Source organism: Lysinibacillus xylanilyticus, from assembly GCF_001183605.1.
Taxonomy (GTDB): Bacteria; Bacillota; Bacilli; order Bacillales_A; family Planococcaceae; genus Lysinibacillus; species Lysinibacillus xylanilyticus.
Map to the genome: position 1 here is coordinate 178,711 of NZ_LFXJ01000010.1, position 17,328 is coordinate 196,038.

Genomic DNA, 17,328 nt, shown 5'->3' on the forward strand with positions numbered 1-17,328 from the left:
ACGGAAAGAACAGCCGAAGTGACGGAATGAGAGAAGAAACCGACGGAAAGAAGAACTGCAACGACGGGAAGCCCGCCAAGCGACGGAAGGAAGAGCTGCAACGACGGAAAGAACAGCCGAAGCGACGGATAGTACATCAAACTAAGAAAGCCTCACATCCTTACACCACACTCGCGTTTTGTATAGAACTCCTCTACAATACCAACTATTGGTAATGCGTAGAAAAAATATTGATATAGCATGTCCACTGCAATTGCAAAGGTAAAAAAACTTCAGAAGATAGAATATTACAACAAAAGACTATTATCCGAATTTATCAACATGATATTCACAATATCCACAGGAAAACGAGTTTAAATGTGAATGATTTTATACATACTAACAAGAAATGTTCGTCTTTCAGGAGAAATCAGCATAAAAATGCAAGAAAAATCATGTTAATCTTGAGATAGAAGTGGTACACTAGTGTTGACTATAATTTCGAAATGAGGGAACCCAGTGAGAATAGCAATTTCTTCTGATCACGGAGGCAATAATTTACGTCGTGAGATTATGCAGCTGTTAGATGAGCTAAATATTAGCTACGAAGATTTTGGTCCACAATCTGCGGATTCAGTAGACTATCCTGATTATGCAAAACCAGTTACTGAAGGTGTTGCTAGCGGGGAATTTGATAAAGGTATTTTAATTTGTGGTACAGGCATTGGTATGTCCATTGCTGCAAATAAAATTAAGGGGATTCGTTGCGCTTTAGTACATGATTTATTTAGTGCAAAAGCAACGCGTTGCCACAACGATTCAAATGTTTTAGCAATGGGTGAGCGTGTTATTGGGCCTGGCCTTGCACGTGAAATCGCTAAAGTATGGCTTGAAACAGATTTTGAAGGTGGTCGTCATACGCGACGCATTGAAAAAATCTCTGAGCTTGAGCAATAAGAAAAGCAATTAAGTTTGTTAACATATGTCCTAAGCTAGAAAGTTTCGTCAAAGAGTGCTTTTTAGCTGTTGGACATAAATAATAGAATAAAAAGGGGCTGAGCATAGTGGTTGTACAACAAATACGAACACATTTGACTCAGTTACTCAGTGAATTTGAAGAGCAGGTAACCCTACGACCAAATACTATTTTTGTTGTAGGTTGCTCGACATCTGAAGTGATTGGTCAGAAAATTGGCACAGCAGGCGCGCTTGAAATTGGAGAGGCAATTTTTGAGCCGTTGCAGGCATTTGCAAAGAAACATCAACTGCATCTAGCGTTCCAAGGATGTGAGCACATTAATCGTGCTATTACAATGGAAGCAACAACGGCAGACCAATTTGGTTATGAGCCAGTAGTAGTTGTACCAGTTCGTACAGCAGGTGGCTCGATGTCCGCTTATGCGTTTACGCAATTTACAAATCCAGTTGTTGTGGAAGCTGTGCAAGCAAATGCAGGTATTGACATTGGTCAAACACTTATAGGTATGCATTTAAAAGCAGTAGCTGTTCCAGTTCGTACTTCTGTGCGGATGGTAGGAGAAGCAGTTGTTACCATTGCAACAACACGTCCAAAGCTGATTGGCGGAGAGCGTGCAGTATATAAATAAATTTACCTCTGAAATCAGTGGTATACAAATAATGATTATACTTAGGAGGCTTTTTCAAACATGGCATACGAAAAATTAGCAGTACAAGACAAAGCAGTATTAGACGGAATTCTTGCGGAAAAAAAACGTCAACAAGCAAATATTGAGTTAATCGCATCAGAAAACTTTGTATCTGAAGCAGTAATGGAAGCACAAGGTTCTGTTCTAACAAATAAATATGCTGAAGGTTATCCAGGTAAACGCTACTATGGCGGCTGTGAACACGTAGATGTTGTGGAAGATATCGCACGTGATCGTGTGAAAGAAATCTTTGGAGCAGAGTATGCAAACGTACAACCACACTCTGGTGCACAAGCAAACATGGCTGTATACCACACAATTTTAGAACCAGGTGATACTGTACTTGGGATGAATCTATCTCATGGCGGTCACTTAACACATGGATCTCCTGTAAACTTCTCAGGGATTCTATATAACTTCGTTGAATATGGCGTAACAAAAGATACTCAAGTAATCGATTATGAAGATGTACGCCAAAAAGCGTTAGAGCATAAGCCAAAACTAATTGTTGCAGGGGCATCTGCATACCCACGAGAAATCGATTTCGCTAAATTCCGTGAAATCGCTGATGAAGTAGGAGCATATTTCATGGTGGATATGGCACATATCGCTGGTCTAGTAGCTGCTGGTGAGCACCAATCACCAGTGCCATACGCTGATTTTGTAACATCTACAACACATAAAACATTACGTGGCCCACGTGGTGGTCTAATCCTTGCTTCGAAAGAATGGGAGCAAAAGCTTAACAAATCTGTATTCCCAGGTATCCAAGGTGGACCATTAATGCACGTAATCGCTGCAAAAGCTGTAGCATTCGGTGAAGCATTACAGCCAGAATTCAAAGAGTATGCAAAACAAATTAAAGCTAATGCTAAAGCTTTAGCAGAAGTATTAATTGCAGAAGGTGTTGAAATTGTTTCTGGTGGTACGGATAACCACTTGTTACTTCTTAATGTGAAATCTCTTGGCTTAACAGGAAAAGTAGCAGAGCATGCACTTGATGAAGTAGGCATTACAACAAATAAAAACACAATCCCTTACGATACAGAGTCTCCATTCGTAACTTCTGGTATCCGTATTGGTACACCGGCAGTAACATCTCGTGGCTTCAATGAAGAGGACATGAAAGAAGTTGGAGCAATTATTGCTACGGTTCTTAAAAATCCAGAAGATGAAGCAGTCAAGGCTGAAGCGAAAGCTCGCGTAATAGCATTAACTGACAAACATCCATTATACGTATAATTTAATAGATAAGGCTGTGGTTAAAGTGATAGATTGCACTTTAACCACAGCTTTTTTATTAGTTAAAAGCAATTACCGATGAGACCCCTGCAGCGAAGCGGCTTATCGGACGCCCTAGGAAAGCGCCCAGTCGGAACGGAAATCAACCATACGTTTTGAAGATGGGCTATTTTTTGTTAAAATAGAAATAAATTACTCCTATTTTTGAATTTATTTACATAAACTTAGTATAAAAGGGTATGAATAAATTGAAGTAAGACAAATAATGTCCTTTTGCAGAAGGAATTTTTATAAAAGTGACAATTTATTGAATTTTTATGTACAATGTAAGAGGGATCTAAAGGGATTTAGGGAGGAGGGGTTGAATGGTTACTAAAGCAATGATCAGAGAACATGAAATGCTATTAAATACAATTCGTAGGTTAGGTGATAATTCTAAAGAGAGTTACGTTATTTTTGATGCAACAAAGAATCATTGCGTAGTAGAATGTAATGATTTTTTTTGTACGCTTACAAATACTGCACGTTCGCAAATAATAAATAGCGATTATTTTTCACTGATGTCAAACGAAGAAAAGACAACAATTGAAATGATTAAAGATAAAATACATAGCGGAGTCATGGTACAAGCAAAATTGCATCATAGTTGCTTCGATAAACCTCCTTTTTGGGCAGAGATACAAGCACTCCCATTTCAAAATAATAATAATGAAACATTATTTGTACTAGTAGTTGTGAAGGATGTTACTTACTATCATATCGAAGAATTTTTAATGCGCCTTGAGAAAGCTATGTACGAAGCGATTGAAAAGGATTATTCCTTTGATAAAAAGATGAGCGTTATTTGCAGTAGTTTAGATGAATTCTTTATGCCAAAAATATCAAGTATGGTACTTGTCAAAGCGGAGGTAGATCAATTACAAGTTTTTAAAGGGAATGACAAAATAAAAGATTTGCCGGAGCGCTGTGAAAACAAAGACTTTTTTAAGAGAGTTATGCAAGGAGAGACATCCATTCTAGTTAAGAGTTTGGATGAAATTGATATTCCAATAGAACATAAAATGTTTGCCGATTCATTTGAAATGTCATTTGGATTGTTTATGCCAATATACAATCAGCAACACCAAGCAATTGGATTGTTTGCGATATTTTTAAAGCATCATTCCAGCGACCAAAAGTTTTATGGAAATATGTTCCAAAATATCGGTGCTCTTGTTGCATTGGCATACTCGTATGAAAGAATACAAAAAAAGATATGGGATTTAGCCTATATCGATATTACAACGGGGCTGCCTAATCGACATGGTTTTTTAAACAAGGTAGAAAAAGAATACGGTCAAAATGGCAATATCAAAATCTTAAAGCCGAGCGAATTCCATCAAATTGTCGAGTTATATGGTCGTGAAGCGGGAGATGAGCTTTTAAGACAAATTGCTAAACGTCTAAATGAAGAGAAGAATGATGATAATGAATATATTGCTAGATTTACAAGCTCTAGTTTAATCATTGCAAATGCCACATCCGATGAAGATTTCTTCTATTATAAGAGGCGTATAAAAGAGATTATTCGTCAGCCTTTTATTGTGGGTGGAAAGCAAATTTATATTACACTGAAAACGGGAATTGCTTTATATAATAATGAGATAAAAATTGTTGATGCGATTCGCTTTGCAGATAATGCTGTATCGTTTGCGGCTAATAAACCAGGTACTCATATGGAAATATTTACACAAGAAAGAAATGATGTGCTTGAGCAGCAAATGACAGTGTTAAACCATTTGGCACATGCAATAAAAAATAAAGAAATCTCGGTGAATTTACAGCCAAAGGTTGATTTACGGACAGGTGAAATTCAAAGTATTGAAGCACTTGCCCGCTGGATTTCCCCAAAACTCGGTTTCGTGTCACCGGCAATCTTTATTCCAGTGGCAGAAAGTGCAGGAAAGGTACGCGAAATCGATAATCAAATATTAGAGATTGTTCTTTCGTGGCTAGCAGAGCGCAAAAGATTAGGGAAAAAATTAGTGAAGGTAGCAGTAAATATTTCGCCTGATCATTTTTACTATGCTGATTTTGTACAGGATACACTGGAGCTCGTTCAGAAATACGATATTGATCCTAGATATATCATTTTAGAAGTAACGGAAAATATAGGCCTAGTTGATTTTCAGACTGCTTTTTCTATTATCCAGGAATTAAAGGAGTACGGCTTTAAAACTTCGGTAGACGATTTTGGAACAGGTTTTTCATCACTAAGTTATTTACAAAGACTACCGTTTACTGAATTGAAAATAGATCGAAGCTTTATTAATGATATTAATGATGCAGCGACACTTGCTATTGTCCGATCCATTATTCAATTAGCATTAAACTTAGGGATGACTTCGGTCGCTGAGGGTATTGAAAATAAAGAGCAGGTTGAGATTTTACGTGCACTTGGCTGTAAAGTAGGACAAGGTTATTTCTATTATAAACCGATGGCAATAGAACAGTTAGATGCAATACTTGATAAATAATTGCTATTATATGTAGCAAACATTCTTGAAAAGAAGTTGTCCTAAATTTATTTTTGAGACGACTCCTTTTTTCTGTTATACTAGGTGAGATAAAAAATGAAATCCGAACGGTTAGGAGAGAATCCCTTTGAGCAAAGTATACGTATTTGATCATCCACTAATCCAACACAAGTTAACTTATATTCGTGACAAGAATACAGGAACAAAAGAATTTCGTGAGCTAGTAGACGAAGTAGCAACATTAATGGCATTCGAAATTACACGTGATATGCCAGTAGAGGAAATTGAAATTGAAACACCTGTTACAGTTGCTAAAACAAAAGTACTTTCTGGTAAGAAAATTGCGATTGTACCGATTTTACGTGCAGGTATCGGCATGGTAGATGGCGTATTAAAACTAATTCCAGCTGCTAAAGTTGGTCATATCGGTCTTTATCGTGATCCAGAAACTTTAAAACCTGTAGAATACTATGCAAAACTTCCTGCAGATGTAGAAGAACGTGATTTCATCATTGTAGACCCAATGCTTGCAACTGGTGGATCAGCAGTGGAAGCGATCAACTCACTGAAAAAACGTGGTGCGAAAAGCATTAAATTTATGTGCTTAATCGCTGCTCCAGAGGGTGTTAAAGAAATTCAAGAACATCATCCAGATGTAGATATTTATATTGCTGCACTTGATGAAAAACTAAATGACCATGGCTACATTGTCCCTGGTTTAGGTGATGCAGGCGACCGCTTATTCGGTACGAAATAATACTGAATAGTTTTCAACGGTAATAAAAAGGATCACCACCTGAAAATTTAGTAATTTTTGGGAAACTTAAAACTTTTGAGAGCGTCCTTCAATATTGAAGGACGTTTCATAGTATGTTAGGCGAATTACTTCTCTTGAAGTCCGACTCTTGCTTCATATGATGCCGATCAATGGGAGTAAGCACTTTTCATACAAATAAAAAAAAGGACGGTGCAAATCGTTTTGACAAAAAAATGGAAAGTAATGACGATTTTCGGTACGAGACCGGAGGCTATTAAAATGGCTCCACTTGTATTGGAATTACAAAAGTATCCTGAGCAAATAGAATCGATTGTGACGGTAACAGCACAACATCGCCAAATGCTCGATCAAGTTTTAGAAACATTTAAAATTACACCAGACTACGATCTAAATATTATGAAGGATCGTCAAACATTAATTGACGTGACGACTAATGCATTACAAGGCTTAGACAAAGTCATGAAAGAAGCAAAACCTGATATTGTTTTAGTACATGGCGATACAGCAACAACTTTCATTGCAAGTCTAGCTGCATTTTATAACCAAATTGCTATCGGACATGTGGAAGCAGGTCTTCGAACTTGGAATAAGTATTCACCATACCCAGAGGAAATGAACCGCCAGTTAACAGGTGTTATGGCTGACCTTCATTTCGCACCAACGGAAGTCTCAAAGAAAAACCTTTTAGATGAAAATAAAAATCCAGATACAATTATTGTTACTGGTAACACAGCTATCGACGCATTAGCTACAACAGTAAGTGAACATTACACACACCCTGTGTTAGAAAAAATAGGTTCGGATCGTATGATTCTATTAACAGCACATCGTCGTGAAAATCTTGGTGAGCCTATGCGTCATATGTTTAGAGCGATTACTAGAATTTTAGCCGAGCATGAGGATGTACAAGTTGTTTACCCAGTCCATATGAATCCGGCTGTACGAGAAATAGCTAATGAAATTTTAGGAAATCATGAGCGTGTACATTTAATTGAGCCTCTTGAGGTCTTCGATTTCCATAACTTTGCGGCTAATTCTTATATGATTTTAACTGATTCTGGTGGCGTTCAAGAAGAAGCCCCTTCATTAGGTAAACCAGTTTTAGTACTTAGAGATACAACAGAGCGCCCAGAAGGTATTGCTGCAGGGACTCTAAAGCTAGCAGGGACGGAAGAAGAAACAATCTACTCTCTAGCTAAGCAATTAATAGAAGATAAAAATGCCTATGAATCAATGGCAAAAGCATCAAATCCTTATGGTGATGGACATGCTTCAGAACGTATTGTGAAGGCTCTTTTAGCGTTTTTACAAAAAAGCAAGTAATAGCCCTTTTTGAAATCAAAAAATGAGTCTAATGTACTAATCGTGATCGGCAAGCTAATTTACGAGCATATATGTGTCGTAAATTAGCTTTTTTTTGCACAAACGTGAACTTTGATTTTAAAGCTATGAATTTTCATACACAAATTTGTCAACAATTTGACAAGAGTATAGTGTCTGTGAAGTTTTTCTCCTTTACTAATTGACTTCAAATATCTCCTATTGTATGCTTACAAAGGGTAATAATGATAAGGGTTTCAATCGTAAATAGAGGTTGAAACACTTGTTATATCAAGTTTCTACTAAATTGACAGTTCAAACCAATGGCTGTCGATTTGCAACGTTTTGTGCGTTTCGGGGTGTAAGATATTTTTGGGGATTTACACCTGTAATTTCAAAATGACTCTCTCCCGTTACTATTCCGCTGTGAGTAGTGTTTTTCACTGCTCTTTTCTGATTTCACGTAGTGGTCAGCAAACGTTTCTTTACTCGAAAAAATGATTCAGGAGATTATAAACCAATGCTAGATTTGCATCACATTATTGCTGTGCAGAAGAGAGCGTTATTTTTTTTGCTCGCACTCTGTGCATTAGGCTGGGGATTTACACCCTATCAGACGGTTTTTGCGGGCATCGCAATCGGTGCATTCTTTGGTACGTATAATTTTTGGATTCTAGTTCGCCGTATGGATAAGTTTGATCGAGCCATTAGTGAAGGGAAGAAAGTAGGCTCACTTGGTACAGCGCTTCGCTTTGCATCAGGTGTAGCGGCAGTCGCTTTAGCCATTTCGTTGCCAAACTATTTTCACTTAATTAGCACGGTCATAGGGCTAATGATTCCGTACGTTTTTCTCTTTGTCGAGAGAATTGTGTCACATGTAAGGAACCGCTAATGTGCTTTAAATTAGAAAGAGAGGTGAAAAATAACAATGAATCATGAAGCTCCATTACAAGAAGTTGATTTTGGTTTGTTCACGCTAACGTTCAACCTTTCAACTGTTATGATGTTACTAGTTGCAGCTGTAATCGTTTTCTTAATCGCATTTATTTCAACTAGAAGCCTTAAGTTAAAACCTACTGGTATGCAAAACTTTATGGAATGGATTATGGATTTCGTAAAGAACATCATCAAAAGCAACATGGACTGGAAAACTGGCGGTCGATTCCACATTTTAGGTATAACGTTAATTATGTTTATCGCTGTATCTAACTTATTAGGTCTTCCGTTCTCTATCATCTATGACGACAAACTTTGGTGGAAATCTCCTACAGCTGACCCAACTGTTACAATGACGCTTGCAGCAATGATTTTAGCCTTAACACATTTCTATGGTATTAAAATGAAGGGTACAGGCCATTATGTTGGTACATTCTTCAAGCCAATGTCATTCATGTTCCCGCTAAAAATCGTTGAAGAATTTGCGAACACTTTAACATTAGGTCTTCGTCTTTACGGTAACATTTATGCAGGTGAGATTCTACTTGGCTTAATCGCAAGTTTAGCTGTTACGGGTCCAATTGGATTCATCGGAGCAATTGTTCCAATGATGGCATGGCAAGGTTTCTCTATTTTCATCGGCTTTATCCAAGCCTTTATCTTCACAATGTTAACAATGGTTTACATGGCTCATAAAGTGAGCGATGACCATTAATATAAAGCATATATCTTATGCTTGAACCAAAAAAAAAACAAACAATTCCAAGGAGGAAATTTTCAAATGGGTTTATTAGCAGCAGCAATCGCAATCGGTTTAGGTGCACTTGGTGCAGGTATCGGTAACGGTCTTATCGTTTCAAAAACAGTAGAAGGTATCGCTCGCCAACCAGAAGCTCGTGGCGTTCTTCAAACTACAATGTTCATCGGGGTAGCATTAGTTGAAGCCCTACCAATCATCGCAGTAGTAATCGCATTCATCGTAATGAACAAATAATTCAGTTGTACACTGAATTCTAGTAGTGGCGAAGCAGGAATCTCCAGATGAAACTTCGCCCTTCATTTTGGAACTGATAAAAGCTATGTGTAAATATAGCTTTTTAAAATAGGTAGTTTTCAAGTAATTAAATTATTATGTTGAAGTTAAAGCTCTTGAAGGGAGTGAAACAATCGTGTTTTTAGATAATCTTGTACTAGGCAGCGCTGGTGCTGGTTTCAATGGTGGTGATATCGCCGCAACATTAGTTATCTTCTTAGTGCTAATGCTATTACTTAAAAAGTTCGCTTGGGGTCCACTTATGGGCATCATGCAACAACGTGAAGAATTAGTAGCTAGTGAAATCGAAGCAGCTGAAAAAGCGCGCAAAGATTCGCACCAATATTTAGAAGAACAAAAGAGCCTTCTTAAAGAAGCTCGTACGGAAGCACAATCGATTGTTGAAGGCGCTAAGAAGCAAGGCGAAGTGCAAAAAGAAGAAATTCTTACTGCAGCTCGCAATGAAGCAAACCGCTTAAAAGAATCGGCTTTACGTGAAATCGAGTCTGAAAAAGAAAAAGCTATTGCAGCTGTACGTGATGAAGTCGTTTCATTATCTGTACTTGCAGCATCTAAAGTCCTTAGCAAAGAGATTTCTGAGGCAGACAACCGTGCTCTAATTGAAGAGACGATTGCGAAGGCAGGGGAAGCTCGATGAGTAATTCAACTGTAGCAAAACGTTACGCTCAAGCGCTTTTTGTTTTAGCGCAACAAAAAAACATTCTTGCTGAAGTTGGAGCAGACTTAAATGAGCTAACAAAGGTAGTCAAAGAATCTCCTGATTTTTTAACACTTTTAAATGCTCCTAAGTTCTCTATCGAACGTAAGAAACAAATGGTAGCAGAAATCTTTGCAGGTGCAACTACAGAGGTTTTACACACAGTTCAACTACTTGTTGAGAAAAAACGTGTGAACGAACTTATGCTTATTGCTAACGCATATGCTGAACTTGCTGCACAAGCACAAGGTATTGCAGATGCTACAGTATTCTCAACTCGTGCACTTTCTGTTGAAGAGAACGCTAATATTTCGGCAGCGTTTGCAAAACTTGTTGGGAAACAATCATTAAACATAACAAACGAAATCGATCCATCTTTACTTGGTGGGATTCGTGTTCAAATCGGTAACCATATTTATGATAGCTCAGTAGCGAACAAGCTTGAGCGTCTAAAACGTGAATTAATCGGTTAATAAATTTAGAAATGTGAGAGGTGACATACATGGGCATCAAGGCTGAAGAAATCAGCAGTCTGATTAAACAACAGATTGAGAATTATGAATCTGAACTTAAAGTAAGCGAAGTTGGTACAGTTATCCGTATTGGTGACGGTATCGCACTTGCTCATGGCCTCGACAACGTCATGGCTGGAGAACTTTTAGAGTTCTCTAACGGTGTTATGGGTATGGCTCAAAACCTAGAAGAAGGTAGCGTTGGTATCGTTATCTTAGGTCCATACACAGACATCAAAGAAGGCGATGAAGTTCGTCGTACAGGTCGTATCATGGAAGTACCAGTTGGTGAAGAACTAATTGGTCGTGTTGTAAACCCACTTGGTCAACCAGTGGATGGACAAGGTCCTATCAACACAACAAAATCTCGTCCAATCGAAAGTCCAGCTTTCGGTGTAATGGCTCGTAAATCAGTACACGAACCACTACAAACTGGTATCAAAGCGATTGACGCTCTAGTACCAATCGGTCGTGGTCAACGTGAGTTAATCATCGGTGACCGTCAAACTGGTAAAACATCAGTAGCAATCGATGCAATTCTTAACCAAAATGACCAAAACATGATCTGTATCTATGTTGCAATCGGTCAAAAAGAATCTACTGTACGTGGTGTAGTAGAAACTCTTCGTAAAAATGGTGCTTTAGATTACACAATCGTTGTGACAGCTTCTGCTTCTCAACCAGCTCCATTATTATTCTTAGCACCACTTGCTGGTGTTTCTATGGCAGAAGAATTCATGTTACAAGGTAAGCACGTATTAATCGTGTATGATGATCTTTCTAAACAAGCATCAGCTTACCGTGAACTTTCACTTCTTCTACGCCGTCCTCCAGGTCGTGAAGCTTACCCTGGTGACGTTTTCTACTTACACAGCCGCTTACTTGAACGCGCTGCGAAGTTAAATGAAACATACCAAAATGGTTCTATTACAGCTCTTCCATTCGTTGAGACACAAGCTGGGGATATCTCTGCATACATCCCAACTAACGTAATCTCAATCACTGATGGACAAATTTTCTTACAATCTGACTTATTCAACTCAGGTGTACGTCCAGCGATTAACGCCGGTCTTTCTGTATCACGTGTAGGTGGATCTGCTCAAATTAAAGCGATGAAAAAAGTTGCGGGTACACTACGTCTTGACTTAGCTGCATTCCGTGAACTTGAATCATTTGCTCAATTCGGTTCTGATTTAGATAAAATCACACTGGGTAAACTTGAACGTGGTAAACGTACGGTTGAAGTTCTTAAACAAGACCTTAACAAACCTCTTAAAGTTGAAAAACAAGTTGCAATCCTTTATGCATTAACTAAAGGTCACTTAGATGATATTCCAGTACAAGATATCGTTCGCTTCGAACGTGAATTCTTAAGCTGGTTAGATACAAACCACACAAACGTTTTAGATCATGTTCGTACTACAAAAGAGCTTGCTCCTGATGCGGATTACGTAGCTGCTTTAACTGAGTTCAAAAAAACTTTCGCTAAATCAGAATAAGTTCGAGCTAGTCACTTGATTAAAAAACAAAAGGTGGTGAAATACCAGTGGTAAACTTACGCGAAATAAAAGGTCGTATTAATTCTACAAAGAGTACGAAACAAATTACGAAAGCGATGCAGATGGTTTCTTCTTCAAAGTTACGTCGTGCAGAGCAAAACGCTAAGGCGTACGTTCCTTACATGGAAAAAATCCAGGACGTAGTAGGCGCGATCGCTTCAGGAACAAAAGACAGTGGACATCCAATGTTAACTGCTCGTCCTGTTAAGAAAACAGCTTACTTAGTCATTGGTTCTGACCGTGGTCTTGCAGGTGCTTACAACTCAAGTATCCTACGCCAAGTACAACGTACAATTGACGAGCGTCATAAATCAAAAGACGAATACGTTATTTTAGCGGTAGGTCGTGTTGTTCGTGACTACTTTGTGAAACGTGATCATTATGTCATCAGCGATGTTGTCGGCCTTCCGGACCAACCATCATTTGCTGATATTAAAGAAATCGCTCGTAAAGCTGTTGGTATGTTCACTGATGGTACGTATGATGAACTTTATATGTACTACAATCACTTTGTCAGCGCAATTGCTAGCGAAGTGACAGAGAAAAAACTTCTTCCATTAACGGATCTTGCACCTGCTAGCAGCAATGCTTCTTATGAATTTGAGCCATCTGGTGAAGCAATTCTTGAAGTATTACTTCCACAATACGCGGAAAGCTTAGTTTACGGCGCATTATTAGATGGAAAAGCAAGTGAACATGCTTCTCGTATGACGGCTATGAAAAATGCAACTGATAACGCTTCTGATCTTATTTCAGACCTTTCATTGCAATATAACCGTGCGCGTCAAGCGGCGATTACACAAGAAATTACAGAAATCGTTGGTGGAGCTGCAGCCTTAGAATAGGCCAGCTTCCCAATGTCGTATAAGAATACGATAGGAGGGTACACAGTAATGAATAAAGGACATGTTATTCAAGTAATGGGTCCAGTTGTTGACGTAAAATTTGACAATGGCCAATTACCAGCAATCTATAACTCATTAAAAGTTAAGATTGAACGTCCTAATGAAGAACCAACAATTCTTGCATTAGAAGTTGCTCTTCATTTAGGTGATGATTCTGTTCGTACAATTGCAATGTCATCTACTGATGGCTTACAACGTGGAGCAGAAGTTACAGACTCAGGAAAAGCTATCTCAGTACCAGTTGGTGAAGTTACTCTAGGTCGTGTATTCAACGTACTTGGAGAAGTAATCGACTTAGGTGAAGAGATTCCAGCTGACGTTCGTCGTGATTCAATTCACCGCGAAGCACCAACTTTCGCTGAACTTTCAACTTCAGTTGAAATTCTTGAAACAGGTATCAAAGTAGTAGACTTACTTGCACCATACATTAAAGGTGGTAAAATCGGTCTATTCGGTGGTGCCGGTGTAGGTAAAACTGTATTAATCCAAGAATTAATCAATAACATCGCACAAGAGCACTCAGGTATCTCTGTATTCGCTGGTGTAGGTGAGCGTACTCGTGAAGGGAACGACTTATTCTTCGAGATGAGCGATTCAGGCGTTATCAAGCAAACAGCGATGGTATTCGGTCAAATGAACGAACCACCAGGTGCACGTATGCGTGTAGCTTTAACTGGTCTTACAATGGCAGAATACTTCCGTGATGAGCAAGGTGCTGACGTACTTTTATTCATCGACAATATCTTCCGTTTCACACAAGCAGGTTCTGAGGTTTCTGCCCTATTAGGTCGTATGCCTTCTGCGGTAGGTTACCAACCAACACTTGCAACTGAAATGGGTAAATTACAAGAACGTATCACATCTACTAACAAAGGTTCTGTAACTTCTATTCAAGCGATCTATGTACCAGCCGATGACTATACTGACCCGGCTCCAGCTACAACTTTCGCCCACTTAGATGCAACTACTAACCTTGAGCGTAAATTATCAGAAATGGGTATCTACCCTGCGGTTGACCCATTAGCTTCGACTTCTCGTGCTTTATCACCAGAAATCGTAGGCGCTGAGCACTACGCAATCGCTACTGGTGTACAACGTACAATCCAACGTTACCGTGAATTACAAGATATCATTGCTATCTTAGGTATGGATGAATTATCTGATGAAGATAAACAAACAGTAGAACGTGCTCGTCGTATTCAATTCTTCTTATCTCAAAACTTCCACGTTGCGGAACAATTTACTGGTCAAAAAGGTTCTTATGTACCTGTTAAAGAAACTGTTCGCTCATTCAAGGAAATCCTTGATGGCAAATGGGATCACCTACCAGAAGATGCTTTCCGTCTAGTTGGATCTATTGATGAAGTAGTTGAAAAAGCGAAAAGCATGGGCGTAGAGGTTTAATACTAGGGACGAGGAGGAAAAAATATGAAGACAGTTCTAGTCAATATTGTCACTCCCGACGGCCCAGTATACGATTCTGAAGTTTCAATGGTAATCGCTAAAACAACTTCAGGTGAAATCGGTGTTCTTGCAGGCCATATTCCTATGGTTGCTCCACTTGCAATTGGTGCAGTGAAGCTTAAAAAAGAAAACGGTTCAACTGAACTTATTGCTTTAAGCGGTGGTTTCATTGAAGTTCGCCCTGAAAAAATCTCAATTTTAGCTCCGTCTGCTGAAATTGCTGAAAGCATCGATGTTAAACGAGCTAAAGAAGCCGTTAAACGTGCTGAAGGTCGTCTTCAAGGTAAACAAGATAACATTGATTTCAAACGTGCTGACCTAGCATTAAAACGTGCGTTGAATCGTATCAACGTTCATGAGGGTAATATCTAATTCAAATTTTAACGGGCAGATTCAACATCTGTCCGTTTTTTAACATTATGCTACCGTTTGAGAGTATCGCTTAGGAATTAATATGGAGGAACCAACATGGAAATTTATCAGGCAATAGGGCAGGAAGCTTTAATAGGGATTTTATCGCATTTATTTTTTATCGCTATTACTTTTTATGCGCTACAAGCGTTTATGTTAGAAAAGATTTTTAAGAAGAATAAAGTTTTTCAAATCCAATTAATTTATATTTTATTGAGTATTGCGATAGGATCAGCTGTCTCTAATTTCTTTCTGCAAATTTCAAACTGGTCAGGGAAGCTTCCGTATTTATTTTAATAGCCCCTTATTACTATTTTTATGTTAGTAATTGAATCTACATGTTTCACAGGGCTTTATAACATAATTTATGTGGTCCTTTGAAATATGTAAAAAATTAGTTTGAATACTTTCAGCAAATGTTTTCGTAGCGAAAGTGAAGCGTCAGCTACAGATGTCTTCGTAGCGAAAGTGAAGCGTCAGCTACAGATGTTTTCGTAGCGAAAGTGAAACGTCAGCTATAAATGTTCCTCATAGCGAAAGTGAAGCTTCAACTACAAGTGTTTTTGTACCGAAAGCGTAGCGACAGGTACAGTATCTCTCATCTCATAAGGTGATGGGATGAATTCGGACGTAATTAAGCCTCGGAATAATTGATATATATCCATTAGATTTGGTTTTTGTTCACAAATTCTTAGGTATATATTAGAAATTAACGCTTTTCTTCCGTGTTATTGGTCATTCACAAAAAAATAAATCATGCGTACAATAAATAAATAGCAAAATATCAATAAATGACGTAAAATAGTGATTTGGATGCTTGAACGAGCGTAAGAAAAGTTGTACTATAGAGTTGTTTGTTTACTGATTATGACATTATACTTCTTTTTAAAATAAAATTTTGATAGGTTAATAGATTGAATTCGGAGGGACATAGGGTGGAAAAAATAATAGTGACTGGCGGCCAAAAGCTACAGGGGAAAGTGCGCGTAGAGGGCGCAAAAAATGCGGTGTTACCAATCCTAGCAGCGGCTTTACTTGCTTCTAAAGGAGAAAATGTAATTAAAGAAGTCCCTAATTTAGCAGATGTCTTTACTATAAATGAAGTACTTAAAAGTCTAAATGCGGCAGTTACATATATACCTGAGGATAATACAGTATATATAGATACAACAAAAGATCTTTCTAGTGAAGCTCAATTTGAATTTGTCAGTAAAATGCGTGCATCGATTTTAGTGATGGGTTCCTTACTTGCTCGAAATGGCTATGCTCGTGTTGCTTTACCAGGGGGCTGTGCAATCGGTTCCCGTCCAATTGAGTTACATTTAAAGGGCTTTGAAGCTATGGGAGCAAAAATTTCTTTTGGCCATGGATATGTAGAGGCGAAGGCAGAGGGACGTTTAAAAGGCGCAAATGTTTATTTGGACTTCCCTAGTGTTGGGGCAACTGAAAATATTATGACAGCTGCTGCCTTAGCGGAAGGAACAACTGTAATTGAAAATGCTGCAAAAGAACCTGAAATTGTAGATCTTGCAAACTTCATTAATAATATGGGTGGTCGTGTCATCGGTGCAGGTACGAATACGATTCGTATCGAAGGAGTCGATACATTATATGGAACAGAACATCATATTATTCCTGACCGTATTGAAGCTGGCACATTTATGGTTGCAGCAGCAATTACAAAAGGTGATGTAACGATTGAAAATGCTGTTCCTGAGCATATGACAGCATTAATTGCAAAAATGCGTGAAATGGGTGTAGAAATAACTGAGCTAGATGAAGGAATCCGTGTACGTGCTCCTAAAACATTAAAAGCTGTTGATATTAAAACTATGCCACATCCAGGATTCCCGACTGATATGCAATCTCAAATGATGGCATTAATGTTAACAGCTGAGGGTACGAGTATTATTACGGAAACGGTTTTTGAAAATCGTTTTATGCATGTTGAGGAGTTCCGTCGCATGAATGCTGGTGCTAAAATAGAAGGACGTTCTGTGTTTATCGAAGGGCCTGTAGATCTTCAGGGTGCTGAAGTAATGGCGACTGATTTACGAGCTGCGGCTGCACTAATTTTAGCAGGTCTTGTATCTGAAGGTGTGACTAGAGTAACAAAGCTTCATCATTTAGATCGCGGTTATGTAGATTTCCATGGCAAGCTTGCTGCACTTGGCGCACAAATTGAACGTGTACCAGCTGAGGAAGTTATCATTAAAGAGAAAACAACTATTGAATTACCAACAAACTAAATAGATTTATAAACCCTTTGCTTATGAGCAGAGGGTTTT

General features: G+C 38.4%; 17 protein-coding genes. All 17 read left to right on the forward strand.

The genetic code is table 11. The features are described 5' to 3' along the window. Nucleotides 1-498 precede the first annotated feature (498 nt). The 17 genes from rpiB (at nucleotide 499) to murA (ending at nucleotide 17,289) form a co-directional block, all read left to right on the forward strand. On the forward strand, nucleotides 499-936 hold the full coding sequence (rpiB, locus tag ACZ11_RS18480) for a ribose 5-phosphate isomerase B (protein WP_049668015.1): 438 nt from the start codon (nucleotides 499-501) through the stop codon (nucleotides 934-936). 107 nt (nucleotides 937-1,043) lie between these two features. Further along, the gene (locus tag ACZ11_RS18485; RefSeq protein ID WP_049668016.1) at nucleotides 1,044-1,586 is read left to right on the forward strand and encodes a TIGR01440 family protein; all 543 of its coding nucleotides are present in this window, start codon (nucleotides 1,044-1,046) and stop codon (nucleotides 1,584-1,586) included. Between the two features lie 60 nt (nucleotides 1,587-1,646). Next, nucleotides 1,647-2,888, forward strand: a complete 1,242-nt coding sequence (gene glyA, locus ACZ11_RS18490; RefSeq protein WP_049668017.1) for a serine hydroxymethyltransferase — start codon at nucleotides 1,647-1,649, stop codon at nucleotides 2,886-2,888. A 365-nt stretch (nucleotides 2,889-3,253) separates the two neighbouring features. Beyond that, complete coding sequence (locus ACZ11_RS18495; RefSeq protein ID WP_049668018.1) at nucleotides 3,254-5,404, forward strand: EAL domain-containing protein; 2,151 nt, start codon at nucleotides 3,254-3,256, stop codon at nucleotides 5,402-5,404. Between the two features lie 127 nt (nucleotides 5,405-5,531). Next, the gene (upp, locus tag ACZ11_RS18500; RefSeq protein WP_049668019.1) at nucleotides 5,532-6,161 is read left to right on the forward strand and encodes a uracil phosphoribosyltransferase; all 630 of its coding nucleotides are present in this window, start codon (nucleotides 5,532-5,534) and stop codon (nucleotides 6,159-6,161) included. A gap of 222 nt (nucleotides 6,162-6,383) precedes the next feature. Then, nucleotides 6,384-7,505, forward strand: a complete 1,122-nt coding sequence (gene wecB, locus ACZ11_RS18505; protein WP_049668719.1) for a non-hydrolyzing UDP-N-acetylglucosamine 2-epimerase — start codon at nucleotides 6,384-6,386, stop codon at nucleotides 7,503-7,505. 517 nt (nucleotides 7,506-8,022) lie between these two features. Then, nucleotides 8,023-8,394 carry an ATP synthase subunit I gene (locus ACZ11_RS18510; protein ID WP_049668020.1) on the forward strand — a complete coding sequence of 124 codons (372 nt, stop codon included), beginning with the start codon at nucleotides 8,023-8,025 and terminating at the stop codon, nucleotides 8,392-8,394. A 36-nt stretch (nucleotides 8,395-8,430) separates the two neighbouring features. Continuing rightward, entirely contained in the window at nucleotides 8,431-9,153 is a 723-nt protein-coding gene (atpB, locus tag ACZ11_RS18515; RefSeq protein ID WP_049668021.1) for a F0F1 ATP synthase subunit A, read from the forward strand. Between the two features lie 66 nt (nucleotides 9,154-9,219). Further along, entirely contained in the window at nucleotides 9,220-9,432 is a 213-nt protein-coding gene (gene atpE / locus ACZ11_RS18520; protein WP_049668022.1) for a F0F1 ATP synthase subunit C, read from the forward strand. Between the two features lie 175 nt (nucleotides 9,433-9,607). Then, nucleotides 9,608-10,129: a F0F1 ATP synthase subunit B gene (gene atpF / locus ACZ11_RS18525; protein ID WP_049668023.1), complete on the forward strand. Its 522-nt coding sequence runs from the start codon at nucleotides 9,608-9,610 to the stop codon at nucleotides 10,127-10,129. Then, nucleotides 10,126-10,662, forward strand: coding sequence for a F0F1 ATP synthase subunit delta (locus tag ACZ11_RS18530; protein ID WP_049668024.1), 537 nt, complete (start codon nucleotides 10,126-10,128; stop codon nucleotides 10,660-10,662). The genes atpF and ACZ11_RS18530 overlap by 4 nt, the downstream gene beginning before the upstream one ends. A 29-nt stretch (nucleotides 10,663-10,691) precedes the next feature. Then, entirely contained in the window at nucleotides 10,692-12,200 is a 1,509-nt protein-coding gene (atpA, locus tag ACZ11_RS18535) for a F0F1 ATP synthase subunit alpha (RefSeq protein WP_049668025.1), read from the forward strand. Nucleotides 12,201-12,247: 47 nt separating this feature from the next. Next, nucleotides 12,248-13,105, forward strand: a complete 858-nt coding sequence (gene atpG / locus ACZ11_RS18540) for an ATP synthase F1 subunit gamma (protein WP_049668026.1) — start codon at nucleotides 12,248-12,250, stop codon at nucleotides 13,103-13,105. A 48-nt stretch (nucleotides 13,106-13,153) separates the two neighbouring features. Next, complete coding sequence (gene atpD / locus ACZ11_RS18545) at nucleotides 13,154-14,569, forward strand: F0F1 ATP synthase subunit beta (protein WP_049668027.1); 1,416 nt, start codon at nucleotides 13,154-13,156, stop codon at nucleotides 14,567-14,569. A gap of 24 nt (nucleotides 14,570-14,593) precedes the next feature. After that, nucleotides 14,594-15,001 (forward strand): F0F1 ATP synthase subunit epsilon, encoded by a 408-nt coding sequence (locus ACZ11_RS18550; RefSeq protein ID WP_049668028.1) that lies wholly within the window; start codon nucleotides 14,594-14,596, stop codon nucleotides 14,999-15,001. Between the two features lie 96 nt (nucleotides 15,002-15,097). Next, nucleotides 15,098-15,337, forward strand: coding sequence for a DUF1146 family protein (locus tag ACZ11_RS18555; RefSeq protein ID WP_049668029.1), 240 nt, complete (start codon nucleotides 15,098-15,100; stop codon nucleotides 15,335-15,337). A 638-nt stretch (nucleotides 15,338-15,975) separates the two neighbouring features. Next, nucleotides 15,976-17,289, forward strand: coding sequence for a UDP-N-acetylglucosamine 1-carboxyvinyltransferase (gene murA, locus ACZ11_RS18560; RefSeq protein ID WP_049668030.1), 1,314 nt, complete (start codon nucleotides 15,976-15,978; stop codon nucleotides 17,287-17,289). Nucleotides 17,290-17,328 lie beyond the last annotated feature (39 nt).